The 18,400-nt window shown below is 32.7% G+C and carries 14 protein-coding genes; 7 read left to right on the top strand and 7 right to left on the bottom strand.

Features of this window, described 5'->3' with window-relative positions; translation table 11 throughout:
• Positions 1-53 precede the first annotated feature (53 nt).
• The 6 genes from ACY3JJ_RS01380 (at position 54) to ACY3JJ_RS01355 (ending at position 10,567) form a co-directional block, all read left to right on the top strand.
• Positions 54-3,374, top strand: coding sequence for a helicase-related protein (locus tag ACY3JJ_RS01380; RefSeq protein WP_463092022.1), 3,321 nt, complete (start codon positions 54-56; stop codon positions 3,372-3,374).
• 16 nt (positions 3,375-3,390) lie between these two features.
• Complete coding sequence (locus tag ACY3JJ_RS01375) at positions 3,391-4,887, top strand: DUF1156 domain-containing protein (RefSeq protein ID WP_463092021.1); 1,497 nt, start codon at positions 3,391-3,393, stop codon at positions 4,885-4,887.
• A gap of 65 nt (positions 4,888-4,952) precedes the next feature.
• Positions 4,953-5,174, top strand: coding sequence for a nucleotidyltransferase family protein (locus ACY3JJ_RS01370; RefSeq protein ID WP_463092020.1), 222 nt, complete (start codon positions 4,953-4,955; stop codon positions 5,172-5,174).
• Positions 5,175-5,225: 51 nt separating this feature from the next.
• A complete protein-coding gene (locus tag ACY3JJ_RS01365) occupies positions 5,226-6,467 on the top strand; it encodes a hypothetical protein (RefSeq protein WP_463092019.1) in 1,242 nt (413 codons plus the stop codon).
• Between the two features lie 17 nt (positions 6,468-6,484).
• Complete coding sequence (locus tag ACY3JJ_RS01360; protein WP_463092018.1) at positions 6,485-9,031, top strand: DUF499 domain-containing protein; 2,547 nt, start codon at positions 6,485-6,487, stop codon at positions 9,029-9,031.
• 351 nt (positions 9,032-9,382) lie between these two features.
• Positions 9,383-10,567 (top strand): hypothetical protein, encoded by a 1,185-nt coding sequence (locus ACY3JJ_RS01355; RefSeq protein WP_463092017.1) that lies wholly within the window; start codon positions 9,383-9,385, stop codon positions 10,565-10,567.
• 52 nt (positions 10,568-10,619) lie between these two features.
• Here ACY3JJ_RS01355 and ACY3JJ_RS01350 read toward each other — a convergent pair whose 3' ends face one another.
• The 7 genes from ACY3JJ_RS01350 to ACY3JJ_RS01320 form a co-directional block, all read right to left on the bottom strand.
• Positions 10,620-11,168, bottom strand: a complete 549-nt coding sequence (locus ACY3JJ_RS01350) for a DOMON domain-containing protein (RefSeq protein WP_463092016.1) — start codon at positions 11,166-11,168, stop codon at positions 10,620-10,622.
• A 92-nt stretch (positions 11,169-11,260) separates the two neighbouring features.
• Positions 11,261-11,920 (bottom strand): hypothetical protein, encoded by a 660-nt coding sequence (locus ACY3JJ_RS01345; RefSeq protein WP_463092015.1) that lies wholly within the window; start codon positions 11,918-11,920, stop codon positions 11,261-11,263.
• 16 nt (positions 11,921-11,936) lie between these two features.
• Entirely contained in the window at positions 11,937-13,295 is a 1,359-nt protein-coding gene (locus ACY3JJ_RS01340; RefSeq protein WP_463092014.1) for a hypothetical protein, read from the bottom strand.
• Positions 13,296-13,372: 77 nt separating this feature from the next.
• Positions 13,373-14,908 (bottom strand): hypothetical protein, encoded by a 1,536-nt coding sequence (locus tag ACY3JJ_RS01335; protein WP_463092013.1) that lies wholly within the window; start codon positions 14,906-14,908, stop codon positions 13,373-13,375.
• 158 nt (positions 14,909-15,066) lie between these two features.
• Positions 15,067-16,350, bottom strand: coding sequence for a Y-family DNA polymerase (locus ACY3JJ_RS01330; protein ID WP_463092012.1), 1,284 nt, complete (start codon positions 16,348-16,350; stop codon positions 15,067-15,069).
• Positions 16,347-16,793, bottom strand: coding sequence for a LexA family protein (locus ACY3JJ_RS01325; protein WP_463092011.1), 447 nt, complete (start codon positions 16,791-16,793; stop codon positions 16,347-16,349). The genes ACY3JJ_RS01330 and ACY3JJ_RS01325 overlap by 4 nt, the downstream gene beginning before the upstream one ends.
• Before the next feature lie 15 nt (positions 16,794-16,808).
• A complete protein-coding gene (locus ACY3JJ_RS01320; protein ID WP_463082999.1) occupies positions 16,809-17,141 on the bottom strand; it encodes a cupin domain-containing protein in 333 nt (110 codons plus the stop codon).
• Positions 17,142-17,283: 142 nt separating this feature from the next.
• Here ACY3JJ_RS01320 and ACY3JJ_RS01315 point away from each other — a divergent pair, with 142 nt between their 5' ends.
• Positions 17,284-18,399 (top strand): iron ABC transporter substrate-binding protein, encoded by a 1,116-nt coding sequence (locus ACY3JJ_RS01315; RefSeq protein ID WP_463092010.1) that lies wholly within the window; start codon positions 17,284-17,286, stop codon positions 18,397-18,399.
• Position 18,400: the final 1 nt, after the last annotated feature.

The following is an 18,400-nucleotide window of genomic DNA, read 5'->3' as shown; positions in this document are numbered from 1 at the left end:
AGATATATTATAATAAAATAAAAAAGATTTAAAAGGGAAGGGATTTTTAATCTATGGAGGAGATAAAAAAGGGGGATATAATAGAAGGAAGATATTGGAATGAGCCTGTAGAAGTCATAGATGTGGAATATTTTGATGAGAGGATTCATATTTTAGGCAGGACAATAAAATCACCTTCACCCGTTGATGCCATAATTCCTAAATCAGATTTAAAAGATATAAATAAAATTTCTAATATATGGGATTTTTCTGGAAATCCTGAGTTTGTTAAGTTAAACCTTCAAGCTATAAGATTTAAATATGCAGATCTTTTTGAGCCTTTCTTAGCTGTAAATGTTTCAAAGATTGAGCCCCTTCCCTTCCAGCTTGATGCAGTATATAGAAATATCCTAAAACAACCAAGGATTAGATTTCTTATTGCTGATGACCCTGGTGCTGGAAAAACTATTATGGCTGGTTTAGTGATAAAGGAATTAAAGCTTAGAAGAATAATAAATAGAATATTGATAGTAGTACCCGGACATTTAATGGATCAGTGGAGAAGAGAGATGAAAGAAAAATTTGACGAAACATTTGAGGTGATAGATAGATCAATCTTTGATTCTACATATGGAGATAATCCTTTTAACAGGAAGAATCAGGTTATTACCTCTATTGATTTTGCAAAGCAAGATGAAATCTTATCAGCTTTGAGATATTCCACATGGGACCTTATAATTGTAGACGAAGCCCATAAGATGGCTGCATATAGATATAATGATAAGACTAAAAAAACCAAAAGATATAGGTTGGGTGAGGTATTATCAAAAATCTCTCCTCATTTCCTCTTTTTGAGTGCAACACCTCATAAGGGAGATCCTGAAAATTTTAGATTATTCTTAGATCTACTTAGACCAGGATATTTTTCCAGTAAAGAAATTTTAGAAGAATCTTTGAGGAACAATGATAATCCACTTTTTGTGAGAAGGTTAAAAGAACATTTAAGAGATTTCAATAATAAACCCATATTTACTAATAGGTATTCCATAACAGTTAAGTTTCCACTTTCAGATAAGGAAAAGGAACTTTATAATGAGCTTGTAAGATATGTAAGAGAGGAATATAACAAACAAACGGTTAATGATAATAAAAGAAATGTGGGATTTGCCCTTTTAGTACTTCAAAGAAGAATGGCATCAAGTGCTTATGCTTTATATAGATCCTTAGAAAGAAGAAAAAGGAGATTAGAGGAATTATTAAATGATGGAGATATTCAAGAAAAACTCTCTTTAGATATAGAAAGTATAGAAGAGATTGATGATATGGAAGAGGAAAATAGATGGGAAGAAGAAAAGAAATGGGAGACATTAACCTTTTCAAGGACAAAGGAAGAGTTAAGAGAAGAGATAAGAATTGTTGAAAAATTAATGACTATGGCGAAGGAAATATACGAAAGAGGCGAGGAGGTAAAGCTTAGCGAGCTTAAAAAAGCTATTGAAGAAGGATTTAATAAGATAAAAGAGACAGGTGGTCCAGAAAAAATATTAATATTCACTGAAGCAAAAGACACTTTGGAATATTTGGTGAAGAAAATATCAGAATGGGGTTATAAGGTAAATTTTATACATGGTGGGATGAAACTTGAGGATAGAATAGAGCAGGAAAAAATATTTAGGAATGAAACCCAAATAATGGTAGCAACAGAAGCAGCAGGTGAAGGTATTAACCTACAATTTTGTAATATAATGATCAACTATGATATTCCTTGGACTCCCATTCGACTGGAACAAAGAATGGGTAGAATTCACCGATTTGGTCAAAATAGGGATGTATATATATTTAATATGGTAGCTGAGGGTACCATAGAAGGTAGGATATTAGGTAAACTATTAGATAAATTGGAGGAAATAAAGAGTAAATTAGGGAGTGATAGGGTATATGATGTGATTGGAGATATCTTTGCTGGAAAGAATCTTTATCAATTGGTTATTGATGCTGTAGTTAAGATTAAGAGCATAGATGATATATATAAAGAGATAGAGATTATAGGAGATGATGAAGAGCTTAAAAGGATAAAGGAAGAGGTGCTTGCTGAATCTCTTGCTGTAAGAAATATTGATTTTACAGCCATAAAGGAAATGACTGAGCTTGCTGAAGAACAAAGGCTTGTGCCAGAATATGTGGAGGGATTTTTCAAACATGCCTTTGAAAAAGTAGGTGGAAAACTATCAATAAAGAAAGAGGGCATTTTATCAGTAGATTCTGTGCCTCATGAGTTGAGAAGGTTTAATAATGATGATAATTTTAAGAATGCATACGGAACAATTTCGACAAGTTATAGTAAGATAACCTTTGATAAAAAGATAGCATCAAGAGAGAATGCTGAGTTTGTTTCCTTTGGTCATCCTCTTTTTGAAGCTGTCCTCTCTTGGGTGATGAAACAGGGAGAAAAGGAATTAAGGAAAGGAGCTACCTTTTTAGATCCAGATGGAAGATATAATGGAATTATATACTTTGTAGAGGGAGAAGTAAGGGATGCAAAAGGTATTGCTGGCAAAAGAATCTTTGCTTTATATGATGATGGAAAGGAAATAAGAGAGGTGAATCCTAAGATAGTATGGGAACTTACTCCTTTTGAAAAAGTTGATGAAAATATAAATTTTGATGAAAAGAAAATAATTGGTTTTTCCCTAAATCTCATAGAAAAATATAAAGAGGAGCTTTTAAAGGAGAGAGAAAGACAAGCAGAAATAAAAAGAAAATATGGACTTAAATCTTTAAATGATCTTATCACAGAGCTTGATAATGAAATCATAGAATATGAAGATAGAAAAGCAAAGGGAGAAAAGGTTGATATTGTCATTAGTAATAAGGAAGATCAAAAGAAAAAATATCAAGAAGCAAAGAATAATTTAGAAAAGGAGATTGAGCAAGAGACATCTTTATCTTATACTAAGCCCAAAATTCTTACGGTCATACGTGTAATCTCTGGAAAAAGTAAAGATGAGATGGTAAGCGATGAAGAGATAGAGAGAATAGGGATGAAAGTAGCTATGGATTTTGAGAGAAAAGAGGGAAGGATTCCCGAGGATGTATCAAAGGAAAATTTAGGATATGATATCAAATCACGAGGGGAAAATGAGGTAAGGTATATTGAAGTTAAGGCAAGAGTTGATGAGGGATCAGTAGCCCTTACACCAAATGAATGGTACATGGCAAAAAGATTTGGGGATAAATATTATCTTTATGTGGTAGTGAATTGTGGAAAATCACCTGAGCTTTATATTATCAAAAATCCTTCGGCCACTATAAAGCCTGAGGAGAAAATAGAAGTGGTTAGATATATAGTAAGTCCTGAGGAATGGAAAGAGAAGGGAATAAGAATAAATAATTGAGGGAGGAATATGGATAATGAAGGAAGATAAAAGATTTATTGAGGTAACATTCCCTGTTAAAGAGGTAAGTGAAGAGTCATCCAAAGAAAAAAATATTAGACAAGGGCATATATCAACTTTACATATTTGGTGGGCAAGGCGTCCCTTAGCAAGCTCACGTGTTACATCTTATTCTGCATTAATCCCATATCCTAATGATCCAGTAAAAGAGGCGGAGATAAGGCAATTTATCATAAATTTTTCTAAATGGGAAAATTCTCTTAATAGACATTATATAAAAAGGGCAAGAGAGGAAATACTTTCTGCAAATAATGGGGTTCCACCAAAGGTTCTTGATCCCTTCTCAGGAGGAGGATCTATCCCCTTAGAAGCTTATAGGATTGGATGCGAAGTATATGCCAGTGAATATAATCCTGTGGCAACTTTAATATTAAAATGTACCTTGGAGTATCCTCAAAAGTATGGAAGAAAGAAAGTAAAAAGAAATAATGGGCTTTTGGAAGAGGAGATAGAGATAAATCCTCTTGTTGAAGACGTAAAAAAATGGGGAGAATGGGTACTTAATGAGGCAAAAAAGGAGATAGAAAGATTTTACCCCAAGGATGAAGATGGAAAAATTCCTGTTGGATATATTTGGGCAAGAACTATACTATGTCAAAATCCAAGTTGTGGGGTAGAAATCCCCCTTATGAGGCAATTTTGGCTTGCCAAAAAGGATAATAAAAAGATCTCTCTATATCCATATGTGGAGGGAAAAGAGGTTAAGTTTAAGATTGTTGGCGATGGATATGAAAAAATGCCAAAGGATTTTGATCCTGAAAAAGGCACTGTCTCAAGGGCTATAGTAGCATGCCCTGTATGTGGATCTACCATAGATGATGATACCACAAGAAAGCTATTTCAAAATGGAAAATCTGCTCAGAGAATGATAGCAGTAGTCCTATATAGTGGTAGAGGTGAAGGAAAGACATATAGATTGGCAACAGAAAAGGATATGGAAATTTTTAAAGAGGCAGAAAAATATTTGGAAGAAAAAAGAAGTAAATTAATGGAAGAATGGGGTGTAGATCCTGTACCGGATGAAAATATAGATCCTAACTCTGTGAAACCAAGAACAATGTGGCTTTATGGAATGACAAAATGGGGCGATCTTTTTAACTCTCGCCAAAAGCTGGCATTGATTACTTTTACGGAGAAGGTAAGAAAGGCATATGAAAAGATGATTGAAGAGGGATATGATGAAGAGTATGCGAAGGCAGTGGTGAGTTATTTGGGGCTATTTTTAAGTAGATTTTCTTCTTATCATTGTGTATTAACGCCATGGCAACCAGGATTTGAAAAAGTTCAAAGAGCTTTTTCAAGACAAGCTTTGGGTATGACATGGGACTATACTGAAATTAATCCTTTAAGTCATAGTGTGGGAGGGTGGAAATCCTTAATAGAGGATACGATAGAAACTCTCTCTCATCTTTCTCAGATCCCACCTGTAGAATTAGAAGAGGATGAAGGATGAAGAGCTTAGAGGAGATTAAAAAGATTCTCAGGGAACACAAAGAGTAGATAAGGGAAAAATACGGTGTGGTTATACTTGGAGTATTTGGTTCTTATACAAGGGGTCAGAAAAAAGAAACAAGTGATGTAGATATTCTTATTGAAATTGAGAGACCAATTGGGCTTAAATTTTTTGAGTTGTGGGATGAACTTGAAAAAATTCTTGGTTGTGAGGTTGACCTTGTGAGGGAAAAGCTTCTTAGAGAGGAAAGTAAAAGTGATATATTAAGGGAGCTTGAAAGGGTATGAAATGGAAATCTTCCCTGAAAAAATTTATGTTAAACTTTTGGAGGGAAAAGAATGAAAAAACTCTTGCTACCCAAAGTTATTCAAGCATCAGCCACAGAACTTCCCTATCCTGATAATTTCTTTGATGCTGTTTTTACTGATCCACCCTATTATGATAATATAAATTATTCTGAACTTTCAGACTTTTTCTATGTGTGGTTAAAAAGAAGTATAGGAGATTTATACCCAGATTTATTTTTAATCCCTTTGACACCTAAGAGTAAAGAAATAGTAGCAAATCCTATTAGACATGGAAGTTCAAATAATGCAAAGAAGTTTTTTGAGGAGAATCTTAAAAAGGCTTTTCAAGAGATATATAGAGTATTAAAGCCTAATGGAATCTGTGTGATTGTATATACTCATAAATCTACCTCAGGTTGGGAGACTTTGATAAACTCCCTTTTAGATTCTGGCCTTGTACCCTCCGCCTCTTGGCCTATAGATACCGAGATGAAGTCAAGGATTAATGCAAAAGAAACAGCATCTCTTGCATCCTCCATATATATAGTGGCAAGAAAAGCAAAAAAGGAAGGTATAGGATGGTTTCATGAGGTAAAAGAGGAGATCAAAAAATATGTATATAATAAATTGGATCATCTTTGGAAAGAAGGAGTAAGTGGGGCAGATTATTTCATATCCGCCATAGGTTCTGCCATAGAGATATTTGGAAGATATGAAAAGGTGATGGATATTAGTGGAGATGAGATAAGAGCAGATAGGTTGTTGGAGTATGTAAGAGAAGTTGTTACTGATTATGCCATTCATAAAATATTGCATGATGGAATTTCAGCTTATTTGTCATCCCTTACTAGATTTTATATTCTATGGCGATGGACCTACGGAGAAAGTAAGGTAGAATTTGATTCTGCAAGAAAACTTGCCCAAAGTGTAGGAATTGATATTGAGAAAGAATGGAATAAGGGATTCATAAAAAAGGAGAAGGAGTTTATAAAGGTATTGGGACCTCATGAAAGAAAGATAAGTGAGATAGAAGAGTCAAATGAACTCATAGATGTACTTCATTTAGTATTAAATTATTATAGTGAAGGAAAGAGAGAATTAATAAAGTCTGCATTAAGGAGAAAAGGTTTTGCTGATAAAGAATATTTCTATATTGTAGCTCAGGCAATTTCAGAGATGTTACCTAACGATAGCAAAGAAAAGAAGCTTCTTGATGGCTTCTTAGCAGGAAAAGAAAGCTTTAAGAAGGCTGAAGATAAACCAGAAATTAAACAGTTAGGGTTTGAAGGTTAAGGAAAGGGGGGAATAAAATGACATCATTACTTCCTTTTGTTCAGGTGGCAAGACCTCATCAAGATATATTAGAGGGAAGGTTTACCTTAGATGTATATGCTGCAGATCTTTGGAGAGTGTATAAAGGAAACGCACCTTCTGAATATGTTGATCCTGTTATTTTTTTCCAAAAAACCCATATGACCCATGGACTTAATGAACTCATTAAAGTAGTGGAAGAAAGATTAGAAGGAAAAGGTAGAAATTCAACTCTCCAGCTTCAAACTCCTTTTGGGGGTGGAAAAACCCATAGTTTAATTGCCTTATATCATAAGGCAAGAGAATGGGGGGCAAATGTAGTAGTATTAGAAGGTACAGCTTTCGATGCAAAGGATGTAAGATTATGGGAAGAGATGGAAAGACAACTTACAGGGAAAATAGAGATAACAAAAGGTGATACATCTTGCGGTAAGGAAAAGCTTATTGAAATTCTTCATAAAAATGAACCTGTGCTTGTTCTTATGGATGAAGTTCTTGCTTATTGTGTAAAATCTGCAGGGATAAATTTAGGAGAAACTACTTTATTAGAACAAACTATTGTGTTTTTCCATGAATTAACACAAGCAGTTGCATCCTTAGGAAGATCTATGCTTGTGGTTACCCTCCCATCAAGTGCTATGGAGCAATATGGGGAAAAGGGAGAGGAAATATTTCAGAGAGTATCAAAGATTTTTGGAAGAATGCAAGAGATTTTTACCCCTATAGCTGAGGAAGAGATAAGTAGCGTGATAAGGAAAAGGCTTTTTCAATGGATAGATGAGGATAAAGCAAAAATAGTTGTAAATGAGTATGTGGATTATTTGGAAAGGGAAAATCTTTTTAGCAAAAAGGAAGATTTGGAAAGTTATAGGAAAAAGTTTTTAAATAGTTATCCATTTAAGCCTGAAGTTATAGAGATACTTTATACAAGATGGGGTTCATATCCTAACTTCCAAAGAACAAGAGGTGTTTTGAGACTTCTTTCTCAAGTGGTTTATGACTTGAAGGATGAAAAGATTCCTTTTATTGGACTTGGAGATTTTAATTTGAAAAATGATAGGATTAGAAGAGAGCTTTTAGATCATATTGGGAATGAGTACGATAGCGTGATAGCTCATGATATAACCCTTGAGACGTCAGGAGCTAAGAAAGTAGATACAGAGATGGGATCATCTTATAGCCCATATAAATTAGGTACTAAGGTGGCAACATGTATTTTTATGACCTCATTTTCAGGGAGAAAGGATTCTACTTATAAAGGAATAAATATCAGAGAATTAAAGATATATACATCTCTTCCAGAAATTCAAAGTAGCGTAATAGATGATGTGATAAATAAATTAAGAGAAAAATTATTTTACCTTTCTGATGATGGCCTTTATTTTACCAATGAGCCTAATCTAAATCGTTTGGTTGTAATTACCAAGGAAAATATAACTTCTCAGGAAATAATAGAAGAAGAGAGAAAAATTATTGAGAGAGCAATTTCCAAGGATAAGAGTATATCTATCTATGTATTTCCACAATTTCCACGAGATATTCCTGATAATAAAAATATAAAGATTGTGATTACAAAAGATACAGATGAAAATAAATTTAGAGAATTTTTGGAAAAACTGGGAGAAACCCCAAGAGTATATAGAAATACATTAATATTTCTATATCCTGATGAAAGTTATAGGGTTTCTTTTCAGGACTACATAAAAACCAAGTTAGCATATGAGAAGATATATAAAGATATGAATATAAAACTTGATGAGAAGCGAAAAAAGGAAATAGAGAAAAAGCTTGAAAATTTAAAAGAGAAAGAATATGAAGAGCTAAGAAAATATTACAGAAAATTATATCTTCCTGATGGAAAAACAACTTATGATTTAGGTTTAGCAACCATAGGCAAAAATAGGTTGGATAAGGAAATCTTTGAGTTTTTAATAGGTAAAAGTATTATCCTGGAAAAGATAACCCCCAAGTATATAGAAGAGCGTTATCTTAAGGAAGAAGTTTCTACTAAAAATTTATTAGAGTCCTTTTATAGAACTCCCGGAAATCCAATACTTTTAAATGAAGATGTATTAAAAAATGCAATAATGGAAGGAGTAGAAAAGGGTATTTTTTACATAAAAAGAGAGGGAAAAATATATGATGAACTAACTTTTGAAGATGATGAGGTGCTAACAAAAGAAAGGCAAGATGTGCAAGTCAAGGAATCAGATACACCCCAAATAAAAGAAGAGGAGGAGGTTTATCCACCTAAACATCAGAGAGATGTAGAAGTAGAAAATCCTCCTTATGGGACATCTCTTTCTTCTTCAGAAACTTTAGTTAAAAAGTATAAGAAAATTTATTTAAGTTTTAATATAAAAAATAAAGGAAATTTTGCTTATATTTTCAGAGCATTGAACGAATTAAGCAAGAATTTTGATGATATAAATGTTCATATTGAAATAAGTTTGGAAAAAGGCGAGATTGAGGCTAAAGATTATGAAATTTTAAGGGAAGGTTTAGGGCAAATTAATGTAGAATTTGAAAAAGAAGAGACAGAATAATATTTCTTAAGATATTAATTACAAAATCGCCCATTTTTTATAGTTCAGGTATAATTTATGAAGAACAGACTTTAAAGCATTTTTTAATGAGGTATAAAAGCCCCTGATGCTAAGTAATTATTTATTATAGAATTACTAATTCTTAAATGGATGTGAATTTTAGCCTTGTTACAAAAACTACTAATACTGACCAATAGTTTATTTAATTGAATTTTTATTTTTTTTATTATAATATTATTAAGGAGAAAGAGAAGTAAATTTTTGCAAATTTGGCAGATCTTCTTCATAACACAATTTTACTCTTTTCTTCTCTTTTTTTCCTTCTATTTATAACAGAGGGGAGGGGTTTTCTTGAAAAATGTAAAAGTTTATCTCTTTATATTGCTCCTTTTATTTATTTCTGGATGTATGTCCTCAGGGACCAAACCACTCGAACCAATTGTTTGGCAAAAAGTATTTGGTGGTGATTACTATGATTTTGCCTTTTCTGTAGATGTTTCCAATGATGGTGGGTATATTGTTGCAGGTCAATCTTTTATTACTGGTTTAGGAAGTGAAGCGTATATTATTAAACTTGATGCAAATGGAAATAAATTATGGCAAAAATTTTATGGTGGTTCAGCTGATGACATTATTCGCTCTATTTTACAATTGGATGATGGATCATATATAGGTGTAGGGGAGACCTATTCTATGGGAGAGGGAAATGCTGATTTTTATGTTTTAAAACTCAAACAAGATGGAGATGCAGATTGGGTAAAAACTTTTGGTGGAATTAATGCTGATGTTGCAAACAGTATAGCTAAGTTAAATGATGGGTATATATTGGCGGGATATACTACTTCCTTTGAAGCTGGAGGTAGTGATTTTTATATTTTAAGGCTTAATAGTCAAGGAGAAGTAACATGGTCAAAGACTTATGGTAGTACTCAACCTGAGTGTGCAAATAGTGTTAAGCCTACCAGCGATGGAGGGTTTATTGTTGTTGGACATGTAAATAAAGGTAGTAACGACTATGATTTATATATATTGAAGCTTAAGGAAGATGGAGAAGAAGAATGGCATTTAGTTCATGGAGATACTGGAGATGATAGAGCTTTTGATGTGGTAGAGGTAGAGGCAGGAAAGTATGTTGTTTGCGGATATAGTAATTCAAAAGAAGGGGGAGATTATGATATCTATTTATTGGAAGTATTAGAAAATAGGAATATAGCTTGGGAAAGAAAAATTGGAGGAAATAACAATGATAAAGCTTATTCCATAGTAAAAACTGGTGATGGGGGATTTATTTTGGCAGGAGAGACTTCTCAGGAAAGCTTTAAAGATGTATATGTGGTAAAGGTTGATAGTAATGGTATAAAGGAATGGGATAAAAAATATGGGGGACCTTCGAATGATGAAGCAAGGTGTATAAGGACTACACCCGATGGTGGATATATAGTGGCAGGTGCTACAGCGTCCTTTGGACCAAGTGCATATAATTTTTATGTGTTAAAGCTTGATAAAGATGGAAATACAGGAGCTAATCCTCAGTAGTTAAGAATTATAGTTAAGGGGGGCTAAAAAGCCCCCTTTTCGTATTTTTATTTTAGTAGTTTAATTCGCCATATCCTCTTTTCATATGCATAGAGCTTGGATCATCAGAGCTTCCTAAAGCCCAAACGATAAGTAATTTCCCAGATTTTGGAAATTCTTTATCGTATTTGTCCCCTGTTATTAGTTTTCTTTTAAATTCAATATAGGTGTATTCATTATCCTCAGTACCTGCATATTCTAATATATTATTTTTACCACCTAACTTTTCATCTAAGCTATGTGCAGAATGTTTGTCAGGAGCATAATAATCTAATACTTTTACCTCTTTATCTGTAACGTATCCTATTATATAATCTGCATTTCCAGCTTTTACTGTTGGTGCTATTCCAAGAGCTACATAGCCTTTTGTTCTTCCAATCATTAGGATGTAAACCTCATCTCCAACAATTTTCCAAAAAATTCTAAAATCGCCATTGGAAAGATTAATATAGTTATTGTATTCATTGGAAGAAAGTTTACCATCTATTTTGGGGGCTTGTTGAGAATAAGTTAAAGTAAAGATAGTTAAGGCTAATAAAACTGATATTAATATTTTTTTCATAGCTCCACCTCCTTGTGGTTTATAATTATTTTCAATTTAATTTTATCATCCTCTACTAAAAAAGTACAAATTAAAATTTTTTAATATTTATTTTATTTTACAATTAATGATACATTATCAACTGCCCCTACAAAGTCCCAACCACTTCCACCAATAATAATCTCTTTTAGATATGGATGGGATGTTATATTATCGTATGTTTCAGCTTCTTCCATTAGATCTGCCTCAAAGTGATAAAAATCTCCACTTTCTATTTCTGTTACATTATTTTCTGGATAATTTATTGTGCTTCCTTTCAATATAAAACATTTTTTATATACATATTCCTCATTGTTTTCGTTTACAAATATTAATGCAATTTGGGCTGGATATTCTCCTCCTGCCCATCCATCAGAATCTAATTCTTGAAAGGAAATTAATATATCAAAGGATAATTTTAAACTTTTTTTATCTCTTAAATCGAAGTTTCCTAAGGATTGTTTAATTCCTACAAATCCTCCATCAGCTTCTGAATTTTTTCTTACCCACATAAAGTAGTCAACATATATTTGTGCTTCATAGTAGTTAATCTCTTTTATATTTATTAATATTATTTCCCATGGTGTAAGTTCGTTAAAATTACCATTTGGGATTAGTTCTAAGCCTTCAACTTCCTCTTCTATAAATTCTTCTATTTCCTCTTGGGCAATTGAAAAGCCTATGTTTAAAAAAATTATGAGAATTAAGGATAAAATAAATTTGAACTTTTTCATTTTATCCTCCTTCTTATTAAAAATTTTTAAGTAGGTATTTTTCCTTTTCTGTTTTTAACACCCAATCGGTCAATATGAAGAGATCAAAGTATGTGTTGGTTAATTTTTTGGAAAGTAACTTTATTTCTTTCCAAGCATTTTTATACTCCTTGGGTACATCAGTTCTGCTTGATTCTCTTTGGGCTATTCTATAGGCTTTGAGGACAATGTAGATCAAAGGTAAGCCTTCACTATCACTTATATTATCGTTTAGGAATTTGGGATTGTTTCTAAAGCCAGCTTTATAATAGATGTTTTTTTGTTCTTGTAGAGCATTTAGCAATGATAATTTATTTCCTTGTAGTCTTGCGGTTTTTTCTTGATTTATTAAATTTACTAAGGCTTGATATTGGGAGTAGGAGATAGAATATAATGAATTGGCTATGTTTTGGTAATTCTCAATAGTAGATTTTGCTTCTTGAGCATTTTGTATAGATAATGGTACTTTTTCCCATAATATGCTTTTGGTCCATTGTACGTATTGTACTGCCATAAAACCAGCACTTAAAACATCTCCATAAGCTGCTCCTAATTCTCCTAAAGCAGTTTTTTGAATTTCATAGATAACACTTGCAAGTTCTATTGTATTATCAATTATCCAATCATTTATAAGATCTAAAAAAGAGGATGGGAGATAGGCATCTGCTATTCCAGAAAGAATACTGTTTAAGGCTACATTGGTATAAACTTCATTTGGTTTTATATTCTTTATAGATTGGAATATTCCATTATAACCAAAGATGCTTTCTATACCTTGTTTCAATCTTATATCTGCCACACTATTAGCATAGTTCTTCCAATCATTTTCCGAATATAATCCAAAGATATCTAAGTCGCACCAAGGAGGAGATTCTACTTTTCGCCATCTTCTTACTTCTGCCATATGGGGTAGTTTTATAATCAGATCATTTTCCGGACAATTTACTCCACCTACAGATCTATTTTCTACAAAATGGATCTCAATTATTTTTCCATAATATTTGGAGGGGATATAGAAGATTTTGAAATTACAGCTATTCAAGTTTGTTGATGGGATATATTGATTAGCAATTAACTTTACGACACTGCCCTCCCCTTTTGCTTGTTGCGTTTGTTCATTATAGGTATAGAACTCAATATAACAGGAATTTGATTTTGAGGTCATATAAGAGAAATAGTTATTTTTATTTGAATCACAGTAAAATCTTACATAATCTCCATCATGACACAAAATTCCAGCTTGATAAGGATAGGTTATTCCAGCAAAGGTTAATTCTGAAAAATTTTTTCCAATAGAAATAGTTAGTAGAATTATGGTAATTAGGAAAATATGAAGGAAGTTAAATCTATTTTTCATATTTCTATCTCCTTTTTTATTGATTTTTTATTAAAGTTCCCATAGTTATTACCAAAATAGAAGAATGCACTTTTTCTTTATTGTGATTTAAAAATAATATTATAGTTCAATATTTTTACTCCTCTTCCCCTAAGAGGATCATTATTTTGAGATTCTGCAATATATGGAGCATGGTGATAAAAATCTACTTCGCAAACAGATTCTGCAGCACCTAAACAAACTGCTCTTGCCTTTCCTTCTATGTATGCATATATACAGTAAGTAGTGTTTCCTTTTAGACGTATATTTCTAAAATCCACTCTATAGGTTCCATTTACACATTCTGCTGCATCAACAGATTGAGTAGCCACTTGTAAAAGGGTTACTAATGCGTCATAACCAGGTACAAAATATCCTCCTACACCTCCATATATGGTATAAACTGTGGATTGTAAAAACTCTAACCAATCCTGAGAGGCTTTTTGCCATACTATTGCAGAATATCCAGGTTTATTTTGGAAATTATATGGATCTGGCCATTCCACAATTCCTACACCAACTCTCCCCAAATATTGAGTATCACTTGCACCTAAAGGAATTGCATAATCGATTTTTGCAATTAATCCTTTAACATCTACTGTTATACGTAGATTACAATTGTAAAAATTGTTATCAGGAGCATTAATTTGAATTTTTCTGTAAGTTAGTACTCTTAAATGAGAAGTAACATCACTTGCAGGTAACTTTGCATAAGCATAAACCCATGCTTTTAAGTATCCGTTGTCAATAGTATAATCATAGTTCCCAAAGGAGATGTCAGGTCCATATCCACTTCCAATTTCTGTATAATTTAACTGAGAGGGTAAAGTAACTTGAGTAGGCAATCCAGCAAATCCAAGCCATTGTACCCAAATATTTTGGGCTGGTGTTCCATCGTGCTTTATAAGGGAAAGTAAAAAGCCATCCTTTCTGTTATTTACAGCACCAGCAATTACTCCAGGTTGTGCGGATAATACATATGCAGGGTCTTGTGAGAAAGGAGGTGAGAAACTAATGTTTGCACCATGGCTTAGGAGTTTAACTTCTCCTTTAAATCCATTTAACTGAGTATCCGGGACGATAGCGCCCCAAAGGAGCCATGCATTCTTTACTGGATTTCCATTACTATCAATAAGGTAGAGGTCAAAACCAGTTGGGGAGTTGTTCATTGCACCAGAGATTAAAGCATTACCACCTATTTGGGCATTTGTAACAATTACAGGATAATCTGGAAGATTGAATGATATATGTTGTCCATGGCTTGCGATAATTATACCACCTACCATTTTGAGGGATGGATTAGGTATAAATGCAATCCACTGTACCCATGCTGATGATACTCTATTTCCTGCATCATCTCTTAGGGATATCTTAAACTTATCTTTTTCCACATCTACGGCACAACTTGATACAGCTTTTCCTCCTACTTGGGCTGAGGTTAATACAACTGGGATATCTGGGAATGTGAAGTTATAGTTTATAGTCTGACCATCTCTTGCAAATAAAACTCCATATTGTGGTGATAATATAGCGGAGGAAGAGGAAAAGAATATAATGGAAAAAGTTAGGAGAGACAAAAGGATAATTTTTTTCATTTTTACCCCCCTCTAATACTTAATTATTAAAGAGTTATAATTTATAAAACTTATTTAGGGTGTGATTTATAAATCATAACTCTTTAATAATTATTTTAAATCAAAAAACTAATTTTTTGAAGTGATCCATATCACATTTCTTAAATTATTTAAACCTTTTAAGCTCTAACAATGGGTAGCTCGTTCCAAGATGTAGTAAATCTTCTGGATTTTCTTCTCTGCCTCATCCTCCATTTTTGATTTTCAGAAGGAATACCATTTATTGCTGGGAAGATAGTGTTTCTTCTATATTTTTTGTTTATCTCATCTAATGCCTTCATAAGTTCTTCGTCTTTGCTTTTTGGGTATGGAGTATAGAAAAAGTTTAATTGAATCTCTTTTTCCTGAGTAAGTCCCATTAGTATAACTCCTGCTTTTTTATACTTTATTCCCTCTTTATATATTTTTCTTAATCCTAAAAGGGCATAGCTAATCAATTCCATAGTATTTGCTGTAGGTCTTTCTAAAGGTATGGTAATCTCATTGAAATATTGAGGGGTATCTTTGAAGGGGTTTGAAAGAAGGAATATTTGGATATAATTAGCAAGAGCTTTTTGTTTTCTAAGTTTTTCTGAGGATATAGTAATAAAGTTTGATATAGCAATCTCGAGATCTTCAATATTTTCAATATCGCTTCCAAAGGATCTGGATGTAATAATGGATTTTCTGGGAGGTGGCATATCTTCAAAGGGTATACAGGATATGCCTCTCAATTCCCATACAAGTCTTAATCCTATTATAGTAAGAAATTTTCTAATGAAACTATCGGGAAGATTTTTTAGTTTATAGGCGTTGTCTATTCCTTTACTTTTTAAAAATTCTGCATACCTTTTACCAATTCCCCATATGTCTTCTACGGGAAAATTTTTTAATATCTCATCTGGGTCTTTCACATCCAGAAAATTAAATACCTTTTCATTCTTATCTTTTTTAGCAATTTTGAGGGCTATTTTGGCTAAGACCTTTGTGGGACCTATCCCTATGCTAACTGGTATTCCTATCCATTTTAATATGGTTTTTCTTATCTTTTTTCCTATGGATGTGTAATCTTTGTTTTCTTCATATGGAAACATTAAAAATGCTTCATCTATAGAGTAGATCTCTATATCAGGAGAAAATAATGATAAAGTGTTCATTACTCTTTTTGAGATATCTCCATATAAGGTGAAATTGGCTGAGAAAACTTGTACATCATATTTTTTTATTAGATCTTCGCATTTGAAAATAGGAACTCCTATTTCAATACCAATATCTTTTGCCTCTTGGGATCTGGAGATTACACATCCATCATTATTAGAAAGTACAACTACTGGTTTTCCCCAAGTTTTTGGGTTAAATATCCTTTCACAGGAGGCATAAAAGGAATCACAATCTACAATGAAAAATATATTTTTAGGTTTCATAATTTGTGAATTACGTATGTGGCGACACCCCAAATTATCAGATTGCTTTCTTCGCTTCCCACTTCTATAGGTTTATATTTGGAGTTTTCAGGGTAAAGATATATCTTTTTATTTTTTATAATCAATCTTTTTACAGTAAGTTCTCCATCTATAACTGCAATGACTATATCGTTATTTTGTGGTTCTAAAGCTCTATCTACAATTAAAATATCTCCATCGTGAATTCCTGCATTTATCATAGAGTTTCCAGAGACTTTGACAAAAAAAGTGGCTGATGGATGTTTTATAAGTAGTTCATTGAGATCTAAATATTTTTCTATATAGTCTTCTGCTGGTGAGGGAAATCCTGCGGGAACTTTTGATATGAATAAAGGAAGTTTTATTTCTTTCTCTTTTTTGTATTTATAAATCCCTTCAATATTTTCTCCTTTTTTGATGGACATAATAGTTCTCCGTTATTATTTTGTATATTTATCTTCTGGGATATATGGTACCTTTATAAATACTGCAAGAAAATCTTCTGAAGGGTTGATAATATTGTGTTCCTCATTTGCCTCAACTCTTACAGCATCCCCTTGAGTTATTTCAAATTTATTTTCATCTACAATCATCTCTGCCTTCCCAGAGAGTACATAAAATATTTCTTCCACTTCCTTATGGTAATGAGCTCCTAATTCTTTTCCGGGCGTTATTTTTAATATCCCCCACTCTAATTTAGGCCCTCTCATTAAATATTTGGGGCCCCAATCTCCAAACCTAAATTCTTTCTCCCTCTCATTTACCTTTTCCACTATTATCTTCCCCCTCTTTCCTAATCTTTATATCAATTATAACTTAACTTCTTATAGTTTTTGTAGGTCTTTTTGTTTAAGATTGTCTGTTTTTGTGTTATAATTTTTCAAAAAAGTGCTACTTAAAATGGAGGAGGTAAAGATGGCAAGGAAGAAACTATGTTTTGTGAAATATATTGCTTTACTGATTTTAATAGTATTTTTCCTTCTTGATTTTACCTTTTCCCAAAGTAAATCAAGGGTAGAAATTACAGATCTTTTAGGGAGAAAGGTAGAGATAAATAAACCTGTAAAAAGGGTAGTTGCCATTGGACCTGGAGCTTTGAGGTTAGTGAGTTATGTGGATCAGTTTAGTCGAATTGTGGGAGTAGAGAATATAGATAAAAAATACACAATAGGACGTAGTTATAATATGGCCTTTAGTGATATTATTGAAAGACTTCCAATAATAGGGCAAGGAGGACCTGATACGTCTCCTGATCCTGAAAAGATTATCTCTGTAAATCCTGACGTAATTTTTGCAATCCAGCTTTTAGATAAAGATGGAGCAGATAAACTTCAGAGTAGGACAAAGATTCCTGTGGTAGTATTAAGTTATGGAACTCTTGGGACCTTTGAAGAGGATTTACTCAAATCCTTAGAACTTATAGGCAAGATTTTAGATAAAGAGCCAAGAGCAAAAGCTCTTATCTCCTTTATAAAAAATACTCAAAGAAGTTTTATATTAAGGACAAAGTATATTAGGGATACAAACAGGCCCAGTGTTTATGTAGGTGCTTTAGGATTTAAGGGGGCAAGAGGTATCGAGAGTACACAAGGTTTCTTTCCTCTTTTTACTCCTCTTTACATAAAGAATGTAGCCGATTCTACTGGTAAGAAGGGAAGTATTTTTATTGAGAAGGAGAAACTTCTTTTATGGGATCCTGATATTATCTTTGTGGACATTGGAAATCTATATTTAGTTAAGGAAGATTTTAGTAAAAATCCTGATTTTTATAAAGCTTTAAAGGCATATAAGAATCAAAAAATATATGGTATTTTGCCTTATAACAATTACAATACCAATATTGATACTGCCCTTTGTGATATGTATTATATTGCAAAGGTAGTTTATCCTAAGGAATTTAAAGATATAGATCCTGTTGAAAAGGCAAATGAGATATATACTTTCTTCTTTGGAGATAGAGGAAGAAATATTTATAAAGAAATGGAAAAAGCCTATGGTGGGTTTAGAAAAGTAAACCTGGAAGAAGAATAAG

The sequence above is a fragment of the Dictyoglomus sp. DH genome (assembly GCF_055181375.1).
The sequence above is the reverse complement of the archived record's forward strand: the minus strand, read 5'-3'. Positions and strand labels throughout refer to the sequence as shown.

Bases quoted from the DNA above. Each gene is read 5' to 3' on its own strand.
- ACY3JJ_RS01380 (WP_463092022.1), top strand. From the start codon at position 54: ATGGAGGAGATAAAAAAGGGGGATATAATAGAAGGAAGATATTGGAAT.
- ACY3JJ_RS01375 (WP_463092021.1), top strand. From the start codon at position 3,391: ATGAAGGAAGATAAAAGATTTATTGAGGTAACATTCCCTGTTAAAGAG.
- ACY3JJ_RS01365 (WP_463092019.1), top strand. From the start codon at position 5,226: ATGAAAAAACTCTTGCTACCCAAAGTTATTCAAGCATCAGCCACAGAA.
- ACY3JJ_RS01360 (WP_463092018.1), top strand. From the start codon at position 6,485: ATGACATCATTACTTCCTTTTGTTCAGGTGGCAAGACCTCATCAAGAT.
- ACY3JJ_RS01350 (WP_463092016.1), bottom strand. From the start codon at position 11,168: ATGAAAAAAATATTAATATCAGTTTTATTAGCCTTAACTATCTTTACT.
- ACY3JJ_RS01345 (WP_463092015.1), bottom strand. From the start codon at position 11,920: ATGAAAAAGTTCAAATTTATTTTATCCTTAATTCTCATAATTTTTTTA.
- ACY3JJ_RS01340 (WP_463092014.1), bottom strand. From the start codon at position 13,295: ATGAAAAATAGATTTAACTTCCTTCATATTTTCCTAATTACCATAATT.
- ACY3JJ_RS01335 (WP_463092013.1), bottom strand. From the start codon at position 14,908: ATGAAAAAAATTATCCTTTTGTCTCTCCTAACTTTTTCCATTATATTC.
- ACY3JJ_RS01330 (WP_463092012.1), bottom strand. From the start codon at position 16,350: ATGAAACCTAAAAATATATTTTTCATTGTAGATTGTGATTCCTTTTAT.
- ACY3JJ_RS01325 (WP_463092011.1), bottom strand. From the start codon at position 16,793: ATGTCCATCAAAAAAGGAGAAAATATTGAAGGGATTTATAAATACAAA.
- ACY3JJ_RS01315 (WP_463092010.1), top strand. From the start codon at position 17,284: ATGGCAAGGAAGAAACTATGTTTTGTGAAATATATTGCTTTACTGATT.